General features: G+C 66.9%; 15 protein-coding genes and 1 tRNA gene. 12 read left to right on the top strand and 4 right to left on the bottom strand.

Going from position 1 to position 14,998, the window contains the following annotated elements; genetic code table 11:
• Window positions 1–4: 4 nt before the first annotated feature.
• Entirely contained in the window at window positions 5–991 is a 987-nt protein-coding gene (locus A6A40_RS12510; protein WP_146191560.1) for a GlxA family transcriptional regulator, read from the bottom strand.
• A 68-nt stretch (window positions 992–1,059) separates the two neighbouring features.
• On the opposite strand from A6A40_RS12510, the gene A6A40_RS12505 reads away from it, so the two are divergent.
• Window positions 1,060–1,866: a DJ-1/PfpI family protein gene (locus A6A40_RS12505; RefSeq protein ID WP_199275875.1), complete on the top strand. Its 807-nt coding sequence runs from the start codon at window positions 1,060–1,062 to the stop codon at window positions 1,864–1,866.
• A gap of 203 nt (window positions 1,867–2,069) precedes the next feature.
• Window positions 2,070–2,146, top strand: a tRNA-Arg gene (locus tag A6A40_RS12500).
• Between the two features lie 56 nt (window positions 2,147–2,202).
• Here A6A40_RS12500 and ybaK read toward each other — a convergent pair.
• The 3 genes from ybaK to apaG all read right to left on the bottom strand — a co-directional run bounded on the left by ybaK (window position 2,203) and on the right by apaG (window position 4,229).
• Window positions 2,203–2,685 (bottom strand): Cys-tRNA(Pro) deacylase, encoded by a 483-nt coding sequence (gene ybaK, locus A6A40_RS12495; protein WP_063635679.1) that lies wholly within the window; start codon window positions 2,683–2,685, stop codon window positions 2,203–2,205.
• Window positions 2,686–2,777: 92 nt separating this feature from the next.
• Window positions 2,778–3,404, bottom strand: coding sequence for a GTP cyclohydrolase I FolE (folE, locus tag A6A40_RS12490; protein ID WP_174718521.1), 627 nt, complete (start codon window positions 3,402–3,404; stop codon window positions 2,778–2,780).
• Between the two features lie 432 nt (window positions 3,405–3,836).
• On the bottom strand, window positions 3,837–4,229 hold the full coding sequence (apaG, locus tag A6A40_RS12485) for a Co2+/Mg2+ efflux protein ApaG (RefSeq protein ID WP_063635678.1): 393 nt from the start codon (window positions 4,227–4,229) through the stop codon (window positions 3,837–3,839).
• 455 nt (window positions 4,230–4,684) lie between these two features.
• Between apaG and A6A40_RS12480 the strand changes: the two genes are divergently transcribed.
• From A6A40_RS12480 to rimP, 10 genes are all read left to right on the top strand, one after another.
• Window positions 4,685–5,389 carry a GNAT family N-acetyltransferase gene (locus tag A6A40_RS12480; protein ID WP_063635677.1) on the top strand — a complete coding sequence of 235 codons (705 nt, stop codon included), beginning with the start codon at window positions 4,685–4,687 and terminating at the stop codon, window positions 5,387–5,389.
• A gap of 180 nt (window positions 5,390–5,569) precedes the next feature.
• Complete coding sequence (gene miaB / locus A6A40_RS12475) at window positions 5,570–6,964, top strand: tRNA (N6-isopentenyl adenosine(37)-C2)-methylthiotransferase MiaB (protein ID WP_082860806.1); 1,395 nt, start codon at window positions 5,570–5,572, stop codon at window positions 6,962–6,964.
• The gene (locus A6A40_RS12470) at window positions 6,961–8,055 is read left to right on the top strand and encodes a PhoH family protein (RefSeq protein ID WP_063635675.1); all 1,095 of its coding nucleotides are present in this window, start codon (window positions 6,961–6,963) and stop codon (window positions 8,053–8,055) included. Before miaB ends, A6A40_RS12470 begins: the two co-directional genes overlap by 4 nt.
• Entirely contained in the window at window positions 8,052–8,558 is a 507-nt protein-coding gene (gene ybeY, locus A6A40_RS12465; protein WP_063635674.1) for an rRNA maturation RNase YbeY, read from the top strand. Before A6A40_RS12470 ends, ybeY begins: the two co-directional genes overlap by 4 nt.
• Window positions 8,555–9,511 (top strand): hemolysin family protein, encoded by a 957-nt coding sequence (locus A6A40_RS12460; RefSeq protein WP_063635673.1) that lies wholly within the window; start codon window positions 8,555–8,557, stop codon window positions 9,509–9,511. Before ybeY ends, A6A40_RS12460 begins: the two co-directional genes overlap by 4 nt.
• A gap of 145 nt (window positions 9,512–9,656) precedes the next feature.
• On the top strand, window positions 9,657–11,270 hold the full coding sequence (lnt, locus tag A6A40_RS12455) for an apolipoprotein N-acyltransferase (protein ID WP_063635672.1): 1,614 nt from the start codon (window positions 9,657–9,659) through the stop codon (window positions 11,268–11,270).
• 130 nt (window positions 11,271–11,400) lie between these two features.
• Complete coding sequence (locus A6A40_RS12450; protein WP_063635671.1) at window positions 11,401–11,895, top strand: helix-turn-helix domain-containing protein; 495 nt, start codon at window positions 11,401–11,403, stop codon at window positions 11,893–11,895.
• 237 nt (window positions 11,896–12,132) lie between these two features.
• The gene (gene metK, locus A6A40_RS12445) at window positions 12,133–13,302 is read left to right on the top strand and encodes a methionine adenosyltransferase (protein WP_063635670.1); all 1,170 of its coding nucleotides are present in this window, start codon (window positions 12,133–12,135) and stop codon (window positions 13,300–13,302) included.
• A 108-nt stretch (window positions 13,303–13,410) separates the two neighbouring features.
• Complete coding sequence (trmB, locus tag A6A40_RS12440) at window positions 13,411–14,133, top strand: tRNA (guanine(46)-N(7))-methyltransferase TrmB (RefSeq protein ID WP_063635669.1); 723 nt, start codon at window positions 13,411–13,413, stop codon at window positions 14,131–14,133.
• A 264-nt stretch (window positions 14,134–14,397) separates the two neighbouring features.
• On the top strand, window positions 14,398–14,898 hold the full coding sequence (rimP, locus tag A6A40_RS12435) for a ribosome maturation factor RimP (RefSeq protein ID WP_063635668.1): 501 nt from the start codon (window positions 14,398–14,400) through the stop codon (window positions 14,896–14,898).
• The last annotated feature ends 100 nt before the right edge of the window (window positions 14,899–14,998 follow it).

Here is a 14,998-nt window from a genome sequence, read left to right as displayed (position 1 = left end):
CGCTTCAGGCGAAGCGCTTGCGCATCTCGTTCGGTCCGATCCCGAATTGGCGGATCATCGCCCGCCGCAAGCCGACCTCGGAATGGAACCCGGTCTGTGCGGCGATTTGCCCGAAGCCGAGGTCGGTTGTGTGAAGGAGGGACCGGGCCAGCTCGCACCTGACCTTTTCGACGGCTTCGGCCGGAGTTGCTCCCGTCGCCGCCTGGAAGCGGCGATGGAAGGTTCGCAATGACTGACCGGCGATTTCGGCCATCCTCTCCACGGTCCAGTCCGCCACGGGATTGCTGACGATGCGCTGGGTCAACTCCCGGTAAGGCGATGCGTCGGCGATCTGCAGTGCTAACGGTTCGCTGTATTGTTTTTGTCCGCCCGGCCGCTTCATGTAGACGACGAGCCGCCGCGCGATGCGCGCGGCGAGCGCAGGATCGTGATCCCGCTGGACCAGCTCCAGCGACAGGTCGATCCCGGCGGTGACGCCCGCCGTCGTCCAGATCGGCCCGTCATTCATGAACAACGGGGCCGGGTCGACCCTGATCGAGGGGAATTCCCGAGCGAAGCGCTCGCAGGAGCGCCAATGCGTGACCGCCTTGCGCTTGTCGAGAACGCCGGTTTCGGCCAGCAGGAACGCCCCGGTGCACACTGCGCAGATACGCTCCGCGCGGCGAAGCAGGGCCTGGAGAGCGGCAATGAATCCGGGATCCCGACGGACCTCGTGAACGCCGGGTCCGCCCGGCACGAAGACCGTATCGACCGTCTCCACGGCAGGGATCGCGGTCGCGACCAGCCCGACCCCGGACGCGGTTTCGACCGGCCCGTCCGCGAAGGCGACGACCCGCAACTCGTAGGGCGGTGTCGCCCCTTCCTCGTTCGCCGTGGTGAACACCTGGGTCGGCCCGGCGACGTCGATGATCTGAACGCCGGGAAATGCCAATATCAAGATCAGTCGACTTGGCACTTTCTGGTCTGTGTTTGGCATGGACAGAATATCCATCGTCTGCAAATCATAATCATAGATTTCCCAAAGGAAATGACGCTGTCAATACATGAGAGGAGATTGCGATGGATTTCACGCGTCGGGAAACTTTCGGCATTGCCGCAGCCGTTTCCGTGATCGTCGGCGGCGGTCGTCTTGCGCGCGGCGCGGAAAATGATGGGGCAGTGGCAAGTCTCTCGAAGCAGGGGATGCACTGCAACATCGTGACCGTGCCCGACATGGTGCAGCTCGACATCACCGGTCCGTTCGAAGTGTTGGCGCGTACGCCCGGCTGGACGGTCGATCTTGTCGCGGCGACCATGGATCCCGTCCGTACGGACCGCGGGCTGCGGCTGCTGCCCAGCGCCACGCGCGAGACCGCCAAGCCATGCGACATCATCGTCGTGCCGGGAGGAACCGGTATCGATGCGGCGATGCTCGATCCGGCATGGATCGCTTTCGTCCAGCACCAGGCGGCGACGGCCAAATATGTGTTTGGTGTCTGCACCGGTTCCCTGCTGCTCGGTGCCGCGGGGCTGCTGCGAGGCCGCCGCGCCGGCGGACATTGGCAGGCGCGTGACCTGCTGACGCAATTCGGCGCCACAGTCTCGAACGATCGCATGACGAGGGACGGCAACCTCTATACGGCGGGCGGCGTGACCTCCGGCATCGACATGGCGTTGCGGGTCGTCGGCGATCTTGCGGGCGACGAGGTGGCGATGAAAATCCAACTCGCCATGGAATACGACCCGGAACCCCCGTTCAAGGGCGGCACACCCTATACGTCACCGGAGCCTGTCGTGCAGGCCGTGCTTGCCGACACGAAGAAGCGTCGCCTCAAGCGTGAGGAGCAGGTTGCCCTGGCGGCGGCGCGCATGCGGGAAGCGAACTGACGTTTCTGCCGGGATGCCCCGCGCGCATTTCACAGCAGGGCAATCGCATATGAAGATCATGCTCCTTTCCAAGGAAACCCGTCATCCCCGCGAAGGCGGGGATGACGGAAGTCCCTTCATAGGACTCTAGATTTCAAATGCGATTGCCCTCACCAAAAGCCACTTTCCCCTTCCCGGCGAAACCGTTAAGGTGCGGCGCAAGTGGCCCCGTAGCTCATCAGGATAGAGCGCGAGTTTCCTAAACTTGAGGCAGCAGGTTCGAGTCCTGCCGGGGTCACCACCGCCCTTTCGGGTTCAGCGTTCCGGGTTCAGCGGGCAACGTCCGATGCGCGGCAATCAATGGGCCACGATGGCGCAGACCGCCGCATTCGTCGCCTTGGCGAGATCGGCGGGAGCCAGCACGATCTGAAGGCCGCGCCGTCCGCCATTCACCACCATTTCCGGCAGCGCCTCGGCGCTCGCGTCGATAAAGGTCGGCAGGGCCTTCTTCTGGCCCAGCGGGCTGATGCCGCCGACCAGGAAGCCTGTGGTCTTTTCCGCCAGCGCCGGGTCGGCAAGATCGGCCTTCTTCGCCTTTGCCGCCGCTGCAATGGCCTTCAAATCCAACTTCGCCGCGACCGGAATGACGGCGCAGGCCAGCGCCTTCGGCTCCAGCTGGACGATCAGGGTCTTGTAGACGATGGCGGGATCGAGCCCGAGCGATTCGGCGGCGTGCAGGCCGATGGCGTCGGCCGACGGGTCGTAGTCGTACTCCATCAGCCGGAAGCCGACGCCCGCCGCCTTCGCCGCATTGACCGCCGGTGTGACCTTAGCCGCCATGCTCCGCACCGCTCACTGGAAAACAGCGGCGGGAGCTTGGCAGGCGCTGCGATGGGTGTAAAGCCCCCTCCCATTGCGGGAGAGGGAGATGGTCATTCGCCGCCGCGCGAGGACGGATTGCCGATCATCGTCAGGAATTCGCGGCGGGTGGAGGGATCGGTACGGAAGGCGCCCAGCATGCGGCTGGTCACCATGGTCACGCCGGTCTTGTGGACGCCACGGGTGGTCATGCACTGGTGCTGCGCCTCGACCACCACGGCGACGCCTTCGGGCTGAAGGACCTCGTCGATCGTGTTGGCGATCTGGGCAGTCATCTTCTCCTGGATCTGCAGGCGCTTGCCATAGGCCTCGACCAGACGCGCCAGCTTGGAGATGCCGACGACGCGGCGGCGCGGCAGATAGGCGACATGGGCCTTGCCGATGATCGGCACCATGTGGTGCTCGCAGTAGGACTCCACCCGGATGTCGCGCAGAATGACCATCTCGTCGTAGCCGTCGGTCTCCTCGAAGGTGCGCGACAGGATCTCGACCGGGTCGATGCGATAGCCGGCGAAGAACTCGTCGTAGGAGCGGACGACGCGGTCGGGCGTGCCGACCAGACCTTCGCGCGCCGGATCGTCGCCGGCCCAGCGGATCAGGGTCCGCACGGCTTCCTCCGCTTCGGCGCGTGACGGACGGGCGATGGTGTCGGGCCGGGACAGTCCGGGGCCGCGAAGCACATTGTCGACCGCCGGGGGGTTGACGTGCGGGGTCTTGGTAGCCGTCACGGGAACATCCTTTCCAATACTGGGAAACGCCCTGCGCGAAGCCGGTTGCCGTGAACCGAGAGCTGTCGCGCAACACGCCCATAGTGTCCAGCGTCAGTACGAAGCCGATGCCTCGGCGGATCAGCCGAACGGCTCGCAAGACGAAAAGCACCTAATCCATGAACGGAGTGGCGGCGTCCGCCTTCCCATTTCCGCCCGGTATCCGTCTCCGGGCGCCATTCGGAAGCCGGTAGATAGGGTCGGACCCATGGTCGTCAAGCGATGGATAAAGTACGGACAGCCATGCGGATTGTCAAAGCTGAGTGTTAATTTCTTCCCATATATACACAAATTCCGTTGTACTATTCATGTGCGTCGGATTTGCCGGTCGGTCGGGTCGTCCGATCAGTTCAGCTGCATCGGCTGGTGCGGGCTGTCGAGCGAGAAGGCCGGGATGGTCACGTCGAACGCGCGGCCATCCGCCCCCTCCATGCCGTAGGTGCCGGCCATGATGCCGGACGGCGTGCCCAGCGGCGTGCCGCTGGTGTATTCGAAATGGTCGCCGGGCTCCAGGACCGGCTGCTCGCCGACCACGCCGGGGCCCCGCACCTCCTGCACGCGGCCCATGGCGTCGGTGATGCGCCAGTGGCGGGTGCGCAGTTGGACCGTCTCGCTGCCCTCGTTCTCGATGCGCACATGGTAGGCCCAGACGAAGCGGCTCTCGGCTGGGGCCGACTGGTCTTCCAGGAACACGGGCTGGACGGTGACGCGGATGTCATGGGTGACGGCAGTGTACATGTCTGGCGATCCTGGCAGACGATCCGAGGACGGGGCCGGCCGAAAAAGGACTGGCGGCCGGGGGTCCGGGTGGCTGGGCGGCGGTTCAGCGCAGAATAAAGTCGGCCTTCCCCACTGTCCAGAACCCGGCCGGACAAAGCTGCGACATCCACGCACCGGGATCGATACAGTCATGCACAGTCCCCGGGTCTCCACGGTCTTGCGACGGAGGGACGACGATGATATATGCGCAAGTCCCAGCAACGGCCGATGAGCCTTGTCCATGTCCCGTTCGCACGCCCTTCGCATCCGACGACGGAGCCTCGCACCGCGCATCGCGGTTGCGGCCGTCCTTGGGTCGCGTGCGGACGCCAAAGGCACATCGGGGACCTGACACCCCCGGCCTTCCGGCGGCGGCGCGATCCGCCCTTCAGAAGACTTCTGAGAAGACCTTCTTCCCGCCGGGAGCCCCACGCATGATCATCACCGTCGAAGAGCCGAAGCACGCCGCCGCCATCGAAGCCCTGCTGGACGCGTCGTTCGGCCCCGACCGCTTTTCCAAGACCGCCTACCGGCTGCGCGACGGCATCGACTCCATCCCCGCCCTGAACCTCGTCGCCATCGAGCATGACGAGCATGGGCGCGAGGTGGTGGTGGGCACCATCCGCTATTGGCCGATCCTGGTCGGCGGCGCCACCCCGTCCATCCTGCTCGGCCCCATCGCCGTCGCCGCCCATCTGCAGGGCAGCGGACTGGGCAGCAAGCTGATCCGGATGAGCCTGAACAAGGCGGTGGCGCTGGGCCACAAGTCGGTGATCCTGGTCGGCGACGCCCCCTATTACGAGCGGTTCGGCTTCTCCCGCACCCTGACGCTGGGCATGGAGATGCCGGGTCCGGTCGACATGAACCGGCTGCTGGGCCTGGAACTGGTCGAAGGCGCGCTGTCCGGCGCCGCCGGCATGATCGGCAGGCCGGAACCGGTGGGCGCGCAGGACGGCACCGTCGGCGCCACCCCGGTGCTGGCGCAGTCCCTCGACATGCCGGCCGGCATCCAGACCGGAGAACCCCCCGTCCCTTTCAGCGCCCTTTTCGCACGGACGGCGGCGGAGCGACTCTGGACTGACCGCGTGCGGCGGACCGACTGGTTCTGGCGCGGCGGGCTGCAGGCCGGAACGGCGTGACCGAACCCCATCGCGCAGACCGGGGTCTTGCACGCATGGGTGGGGCGAAGCGGGATTGACTCGATTCGCCCCACACGCGATACCATCTTTTCAGGAGCGACGCCGGACGGACGGCGCGCCGCGCGCCACGCAACATCGTGAGCGCGCTATTCGTTTTGGTTCCAAGCGGAAGGGTGCGGGTTGACCAAGAAGCTGTTCATCAAGACCTGGGGCTGCCAGATGAACGTCTATGACTCCGCCCGGATGGCGGATGTCCTGGCACCGCTGGGCTACCAACCGGTCGATGAGCCGGACGGCGCCGACATGGTGATCCTGAACACCTGCCACATCCGCGAGAAGGCGGCCGAAAAGGTCTTCTCCGAGCTGGGGCGCCTGCGCCAGATGAAGGACCGCAAGGCGGAGACCGAGGACGGCCGGATGATCCTGGCGGTCGCCGGCTGTGTCGCCCAGGCCGAAGGCGAGGAGATCGTCGCCCGTGCCCCCTTCGTCGACATGGTTTTCGGCCCGCAGACCTACCACACCCTGCCGGAGATGGTAGCGAAGGCCAGCCGCGCCGCCGGCAGCGTGCTGAACACCGATTTCCCGGCCGAATCCAAGTTCGACTTCCTGCCGGAGGAGGCGGGATCCCAAGGCGTCTCCGCTTTCCTGGCGGTGCAGGAGGGCTGCGACAAGTTCTGCACCTTCTGCGTCGTGCCCTACACCCGCGGCGCCGAGTTCTCCCGCCCTGCCGAGCAGATCGTTGCGGAAGCAAAACGGCTTGTCGCCGGAGGCACGCGCGAGATCACCCTGCTGGGCCAGAACGTCAACGCCTGGCACGGCGACGGGCCGGATGGCTCGACCTGGGGCCTCGGCCGACTGATCCGCGAGCTGGCCGAGATCGACGGGCTGGAGCGCATCCGCTACACCACGTCGCACCCGCGCGACATGGCCGACGACCTGATCCGCGCCCATGCCGAGGTGCCGCAGCTGATGCCTTACCTGCATCTGCCGGTGCAGGCCGGGTCGGACCGCATCCTGGCGGCGATGAACCGCAAGCACAGCGCCGACGACTATCGCCGTCTGGTCGACCGGCTGCGCAGCGCCAAACCCGATCTGGCGATGTCCGGCGACTTCATCGTCGGCTTCCCCGGCGAGAGCGATGCCGATTTCGCCGCAACGCTGAAGCTGGTCACCGACATCGGCTATGCCCAGGCCTACTCCTTCAAATACAGCCCGCGCCCCGGCACGCCGGCATCCGTCGACGGCGCCCAGCTGCCGGAAGAGGTGAAGGAGTCCCGTCTGGCGGCGCTGCAGCAGTTGCTGAACGCCCAGCAGGTCGCCTTCAACCACGGCTTCGTCGGACGCAGCGTGCCGGTCCTGTTCGACCGGGTCGGCCGCCGCGACGGCCAGCTGCTGGGCCGCAGCCCGTGGATGCAGTCGGTCCATGCCGAGGCGAACGAGCGGCTGCTCGGCCGCATCGTCGAGGTGCGGGTCGACGCCGCGCTGGCCAACAGCCTCGCCGGCACGGTGGTGACCGGCGAATACATCACCGCCTCTCCCCTACAGCCTGCCGTAACCTTGGAGGCAAGCGCTTGAACGGTCTGCCCGAACGGCGCATCGACGTTCAATTCGATGACAACCGGCTTCTGCCGATGCTGTACGGGGAGCATGACCGCCACCTCGCCCGCATCGAGTCCCTTTTGGGCGTGTCGCTGATCTCGCGCGGCAACACCCTGACCATCTCCGGTCCGCCCGACGCCGCCGAGACGGCGCAGGCGGCGCTGAACGGCCTGTATCAGCGGCTGACCCGCGGCCAGACCATCGACGGGGGCGAAGTCGACGGCGCCGTCCGCATGGCGACCGCCGATCCCGGTTTCGCCGGGGTCGCCTCGGGCGAGGAGTCCCGCGCTCCCGGCCAGCAGGCGACGATCACCCGGGCGGAGATCGCGCTGCGCACCCGCCGGCGCGGCCCGATCATTCCGCGGTCTCCCACCCAGGCCGCCTATCTGCAGGCCCTGGCGGAAAGCGAACTGGTCTTCGGGCTCGGTCCGGCCGGCACCGGCAAGACCTATCTGGCGGTGGCGCAGGCGGTGGCCCTTCTGACAACCGGTCAGGTCGACCGCATCGTGCTGTCGAGGCCGGCGGTCGAGGCGGGCGAGCGGCTGGGCTTCCTGCCCGGCGACCTGAAGGAGAAGGTCGATCCTTACCTGCGCCCGCTCTACGACGCGCTGCACGACATGCTGCCGGCGGAACAGGTGAAGAAGCGGCTGGAGTCCGGGGAGATCGAGATCGCGCCGCTGGCCTTCATGCGCGGCCGGACGCTGGGCAACGCCTTCGTCATCCTGGACGAGGCGCAGAACACCACGCCGATGCAGATGAAGATGTTCCTGACCCGCCTCGGCGAAGGCGGGCGGATGGTCGTCACCGGCGACATCTCCCAGATCGACCTGCCGTCGGGCACCCGCTCGGGCCTGCGCGACGCGCTGGACATCCTGCGCGGGGTGGAGGGCGTGCGCTTCGTCCGCTTCACCGACGCCGACGTGGTCCGCCACCCGATGGTGGCCCGCATCATCCGCGCCTATGACCAGGCCGACGCCCGCGAGGCAGCGCGCAAGCAAGCCCGCCGTAGCGGTTCGGCATCCGAAACGACCGACCGCGAGGCAGGTATCGTTGGGGAAGAGGAATGACCAGCGCCGTTGACATCACTGTTTCACGTGAAGCCGGCGACTGGGCCGAGGACGCCGAGTGGCTGGCCGAGCGCGCGGCGCTTGCCGCCCTGGGTGCCGCCTATGACGACGAGGAAGGACCGGCCGAGCTGTCGGTCGTCCTGGCCGACGATGCGCTGGTCCACAGGCTGAACCGAGAGTATCGCGGCAAGGACAAGCCGACCAACGTGTTGTCCTTCGCCCTCACCGAAGCGGAGGAGCCGGAAGCGCAGGACGGCGCGCCCGTCATGCTGGGCGATGTCATCCTGGCCTATGAAACGGTCGCCCGCGAAGCCTCCGAACAGCGGAAAAACTTCAAAGACCATCTGACTCACCTTGTGATGCATGGTGTTCTGCATCTGCTGGGCTATGATCACGAGACGGACGACGAGGCCGAGGAGATGGAAGCGCTGGAAACCCGGTTGCTTGCCAGCCTCGGAATCGACGATCCTTACGCCGCCAACCACCAACCGCCGGACCGATGAGCGAAATATCCGACAGTCGCACGCCCCGTGATGACCACGGGGCCGAAGACCATTCCCTGGGCCACCTGTTCAAGGGGTGGCTCCGCACCGTCTGGGGCGGCCGCGAGGACAATTCCCTGCGCGGCACGATCGAGGAACTGATCGCCGGCCTGAACGATGCCGCCAGCGAGGACGGCGAGGATTCGCTGGGATCCGGCGAGCGTGCGCTGTTGACCAACATCCTGAAGCTGCGCGACCGCACCGTCGCCGACGTGATGGTGCCGCGCGCCGACATCATCGCGGTCGGGATCGAGACGCCCTTCCCCACCCTGGTCCAGCGCGTCGCCGAGGAAGGCCATTCCCGCCTGCCGGTGTTCCGCGAGACGCTGGACGACGTGGTCGGCATCATCCACATCAAGGATGTGCTGACCCTGCTGGCGAAGCAGGCGATCTCGCCCGAGGGCCTGCGCCACCGGCCGGATCTGACCGGCATCATCCGCGAGGCGAAGATCGTCGCCCCCTCCATGCCTGTGCTCGACCTGCTGGTGCAGATGCGCCAGACCCGCCAGCACATGGCGCTGGTGGTGGACGAGTTCGGCGGCATCGACGGCCTCGTCACCATCGAGGATTTGGTGGAGGAGATCGTCGGCGAGATCGAGGACGAGCATGACGAGGCCACGGCCCCGCGGCTGGTCGAACGCCCCGACGGCAGCCTGATCGCCGACGCCCGCCTGCCCATCGAGGATTTCGAAGACCGGGTCGGCCCGGTCCTGACCGAGGAGGAGCGCGAGGACATCGACACGCTCGGCGGCCTTGTCGTCTCCATCGCCGGCCGCGTGCCGGGCCTGGGCGAACGGCTGGTCCACCCCTCGGGCCTGGAGTTCGAGATCGTCGATGCAGACTCCCGCCGCCTGAAGCGCCTGCGCGTCCACAACGTTCCGGCCAACAGCTCCAAACTGGCGGCGACGGCCTGAAAGTCGATGGCCTGAAAGACGGAGAGGGGCGCTCTGCACTGTCCCCTCTTCCACAACCCAGCCCCGCCCACAAGAACCTTGGCGCTCCAGCCGGGCGACATTACCTATGGCGCCGCTTGCCTTTGCCGCCGCCGGAGTTTCAGCCTTGACCGTAACCGACACCCTGCCCGTCCCGGCCCGGCTGGGCCGTGTCTCCGCACGGCTGTCCGCATTGACGGGATGGCACCGGGCGGCCGCCGCCATGGCGCTGGGCGGGCTTGCCACGCTGGCCTTGCCGCCGGTCGATCTGCTGCCGGTGCTGCTGCTGGCCTTTCCCGGATTGATCTGGCTGCTGGACGGGGTCGAGACGAAGAAGGGCGCCTTCGCGGTCGGCTGGTTCTTCGGGTTCGGCCATCATCTGCTCGGGCTCTACTGGATCAGTGCCGCGCTGTTCACCGACATCGAGCGCTTCTGGTGGGCCCTGCCGCTGTCGGCGGCCGGTCTGCCGATCCTGCTGGCGATGTTCAGCGGCGGAGCCACCCTGTCCTTCCACCTGCTGCGCCGTCGCGGCTTCGGCGCCGGGCTGGCGCGCGCATTGCTGTTCGCCGCCTGCTGGTGCCTGTGGGAATGGCTGCGCGGCCATGTCTTCACCGGTTTCCCATGGAACCTGATCGGCTATGGCTGGGTCGGGGTGCTGCCGGTGCTGCAGAGCGTGTCGCTGTTCGGCATCTATGGCCTGACGCTGGTCACGGTGCTGGTGGCCTCGTTGCCGGCCGCCCTGCCCGACCGCGCCACCACGCCGCTCCGTGCCTGGGCCGGTGTCGCCGCCGGTCTGGCTCTGCTGGCCGCGCTCGGCGGCTGGGGTGCCTGGAGGATGGCGGGCGCCGTTGACGAGCCGGTGCCCGGCGTCAGGCTGCGGCTGGTTCAGGCGGCCATCGACCAGCGGCTGAAATGGGCGCCCGGCGAGCGGGTGCAGAATTTCCAGAGCCACCTCGCCCTGTCGGCCGAACCTCCCGCCGATCCCGCCGCCCTGCCGCCCACCGTGATCATCTGGCCGGAGACCGCCGTCCCCTTCTTCATCGAAGATGACGCCCGCGTGCGGCAGGCCATGGCGTCGGTGACGCCGCCCGGCGGGCTGCTGATCACCGGAGCGCCCCGCACCACCGTCGGCGAGGACGGCGAGCGGCGTTACTACAACGGCATGGTGGCGGTGGACGGCAGCGGCGCCGCGGTCGCCAGCTACGACAAGTTCCACCTCGTGCCCTTCGGCGAGTACATGCCGTTGCGGCAATGGTTGCCGGTCGGCGCCATCGCCGGCAACGGGGCGGAATTCTCCGCCGGGCCGGGGCCACGCACCCTCCATCTCGGCGCCCAAGCGCCCGGCCTGCCGCCCTTCAGCCCGCTGATCTGTTACGAGAGCATCTTCCCCGCCGCGGTGGTCGACACGGCCGACCGGCCGCGATGGCTGCTGAACCTGACCAACGATGCCTGGTACGGCCGCACCGCCGGCCCCCACCAGCATTTCGCCATCAATCGGGTCCGCGCCGTGGAGGAAGGGCTGCCGCTGGTCCGGGTGGCGAATACGGGAATATCCGGGGTGGTGGATTCCTACGGACGTGTGAGACACTTGCTCGGACTGGGTGAGCGGGGTTTCATCGATACCACATTGCCGAAAGCTCCAGACGGCGTCACAGCCTATGCCCGCATGGGCGACTGGATTTTCGTCATAGGGCTTCTGGGCTGTTTTCTGGTGGCCTTGGCCTCGCGATATCACCGGTAAAGCAGCATTACGGGCAATAAGCCCGCCACAGGCAGAACAATTTCGTGTATCCGGCTTGACCGGAGCGGGCTTGACTGCATACGTGGATATGTCGTAACTAGGTTGCACAACCGTTGCAGGGATAAACGAGATGCAGACTGAAACTGGGGCGCCGCGCGGGCGCCGTGCGGGTGCGGGCCGTCCGAAGACCGGAAAGCCGAATCCCATCGACGTCCATGTCGGATCCCGCGTCCGTCTCCGCCGCACGCTGCTCGGCATGAGCCAGGAGAAGCTGGGCGAGGCCATCGGCCTGACCTTCCAGCAGGTGCAGAAGTACGAGCGCGGCGCCAACCGCATCGGCGCGTCGCGCCTGTTCGATCTCAGCCGCGTGCTCGACGTGCCGGTGTCCTTCTTCTTCGACGACATGCCGGCCGATGCCGCCGCCGCCCGTGTCGAGGATGACGATGAGGCGGGCGCGTCGGACGAGCGCTCCGCCGGCGCCTACGAGCCCGATCCGATGGCCAAGCGCGAGACGTTGGAACTGGTCCGCGCCTATTACAAGATCAGCGACCCGTCGGTCCGCAAGCGCCTGTTCGAGTTGACGAAAGCGGTCGCCAGCGCCGCCGTTGCGGAAGCCGCGGAGTAAATCCTGCCGGTTGACGCAAAGCGTGCGATACCCACCGAATGGGGATGGTGCGGCGCAGCCGCGCTCCCCCTTCGTGTGGCGTGTGCGCTGATCGGTCCGTTGCTTTACCGCTGGTAGTCTTCTTGACCGCGGGTGAATTCCTTGTCAAAACCGGTTTTGGACCGGTGTCTGCGGCCGCTGTACCGGTCTGCCGTTTCGGCTCATGAAATAGCGTGCCGCCGAATGCCGAGGTTTCCCGTGGCAAAGCTCAACTACGTCTTCACCAGCGAGTCCGTGTCGGAAGGTCATCCCGACAAGGTCTGCGACCGCATTTCCGACGCCATCGTCGATCTTTATCTTTCGCACGACCCGCAGGCCCGCGTGGCCGTCGAGACGCTCGCGACCACCAACCAGGTCGTTCTGGCCGGCGAAGTCCGCGGCCCCGACAGCATCAAGGCCGACCAGCTGGTCGAGGTGGCCCGCGCCGCGGTGAAGGACATCGGTTACGAGCAGGACGGCTTCCATTGGGAGAAGATGGACGTCAAGTGCTTCGTCCATTCCCAGTCCGCCGACATCGCCGTCGGCGTCGACGCCGCCGGCAACAAGGACGAGGGTGCCGGCGACCAGGGCATCATGTTCGGCTATGCCTGCCGCGAGACCCCGGCGCTGATGCCGGCGCCGATCTACTACAGCCACGCCATCCTGAAGTCGCTGGCCGAGGCGCGCCATTCCGGCGCCGCCCCGCAGCTGGGCCCGGACGCCAAGAGCCAGGTCACCCTGCAATACATCGACGGCCGCCCGACCCGCGCCACCGCCATCGTGCTGTCGACCCAGCATGCCGAGGGGCTGGACCAGGACGCCGTTCGCGAGATCGTCCTGCCGCACATCGTCAACTGCCTGCCGGAAGGCTGGATGTGCGACGATAAGAACCTGTACGTCAACCCGACCGGCCGTTTCGTCATCGGCGGCCCGGACGGTGACGCCGGCCTGACCGGCCGCAAGATCATCGTCGACACCTACGGCGGTGCCGCTCCGCACGGCGGCGGCGCCTTCTCCGGCAAGGATCCGACGAAGGTCGACCGCTCGGCCGCCTACGCCGCCCGCTACCTCGCCAAGAACGTCGTCGCGGCGGAGCTGGCGGAGAAGTGCACGATCCAGGTCTCCTACGCCATCGGCGTGTCGAAGCCGCTGTCGGTCTATGTCGACACCCACGGCACCGGCAACGTCGACGAGGACCGTCTGTCCGATGTGCTGCAGCAGCTGGTGGACCTGTCCCCGCGCGGCATCCGCACGCATCTGGGCCTGAACAAGCCGATCTACGCCCGCACCGCCGCCTACGGCCATTTCGGCCGCGAGCCGGAGGTGGATGGCGGCTTCTCGTGGGAGAAGACCGATCTGGTGGGCGACCTGCGGAACGCCTTCCTCTAAGGCGCCTTCGCGGCATAATATCCGCAGCCGATGCGGAAAAGACGGCAGGGGCTGGAAACGGCCCCTGCTTTCTTTTGCGCTTTCCTCATTTTCACGCAGCGTTCCGACATGACCGACGACAGCACCTCCGGATCCCTTTCCGAAAGCTCCAACCGCCTGTTCGGGCGCCGCAAGGGCCGGCCGCTGCGCAAACGCCGGACGGAGCTGATCGATACCCTGCTGCCGCAGCTTCAGATCGCGCTGCCGAAGCCCGGCGACCGGCTGGACCCGGCCGGCCTGTTCGACGGCCCGAAACGGGAGGTCTGGCTGGAGATCGGGTTCGGCATGGGACATCATCTCGCCTGGCAGGCCGGGCGCAATCCGGATGTCGGCATCATCGGCGCCGAACCCTTCCTCAACGGCATCGCCGGCCTGCTGGGCATGGTCGAGGACGGCGGGTTGAGCAACGTCCGCATCCAGCCCGACGACGCCCGGCCGCTGCTGGACGCCCTGCCCGACGCCTCCATCGGCCGCGCCTTCGTTCTCTTCGCCGACCCCTGGCCGAAGAAGCGCCATGCCGACCGCCGCTTCATCGGACCGGAGAACCTGCCGCGGTTGGCCCGCGTGCTGAAGGATGGCGCCGAGCTGCGGCTGGCCAGCGACGACATGGGTCTGGTGCGCTGGATGCTCGAACACACGGTGAAGCATCCCGATTTCGAATGGACGGCGCGCCGCCCGTCGGACTGGCGCATCCGCCCAGAGGACTGGCCGGCGACCCGCTACGAGGAGAAGGCCGTTGCCGCCGGCCGCAAGCCGGTCTTCATGCGCTTCGTCCGCCGCCCGCGGCGCTGACGCATACCCGCTCCGCTTGAGAATCCGGCCGGTTACGATGATCGGCCCGGAAAAGGCTTGCGGCATCGGTTGGAATGGCTATATTCACCCTCTGAGAACCCATACGGATCGGCGGCCCGGGCAACCGGGCCGGCGAGACGCTTTGCGGGTGGGCTTTTGCCCACTTATTTTTTTATGAGCGTGTGGAAGCGCGCGCTTGTTGAACCTTCTGTTGTGGAAACCTCGTCCGGTTCGATCCCGGCCGCAGGCTTTGGGTCAGGTGGAATGGACGCTACAGGTCGCATCGAACAGATCATCACGCCGTCGGTCGAAGCCATGGGCTATGAGGTCGTGCGCGTTCAGATCTCAGGCGGCCAGCGGTCGGTTCTCCAGATCATGGCGGAGCGCGCCGACGGCGCGCCCATGACCGTCGAGGATTGTGCCGACATCAGCCGTTCCGTCTCGGCCCTGCTGGACGTGGAAGACCCGATCCGCGAAGCCTACACGCTGGAGGTCAGCTCGCCCGGCATCGACCGGCCGCTGACCCGCCTCAAGGATTTCGAGCGCTTCGCCGGCTTCGAAGCCCGGCTGGAGAGCCGCATGGCCATCGATGGCCGCAAGCGTTTCAAGGGCATGCTGAAGGGCGTCGAGGACGGCCTCGTATGCGTCGATACCGAACAGGGACCGGCCCGGCTGGAGTTCGACAACATCCTGCGCGCCAAGCTGGTGCTGACGGACGAGTTGATCCGCGCCAGCCAGGAGCAGCAGGAGGGCCCGCAGAACTGACGGCCGGGGTCCGCCAAGGACACGCCGACAGGATGCCCGCCCCCGAAAGCCGAACCGACATCCCGCCGAGACGACCGGACATCACGCAAGACCGGCATCA

The sequence above is a fragment of the Azospirillum humicireducens genome, assembly GCF_001639105.2.
Classification (GTDB): Bacteria; Pseudomonadota; Alphaproteobacteria; order Azospirillales; family Azospirillaceae; genus Azospirillum; species Azospirillum humicireducens.
Note: the sequence above shows the minus strand (reverse complement) of the source record. Positions and strands in the feature narration are given on the sequence as shown.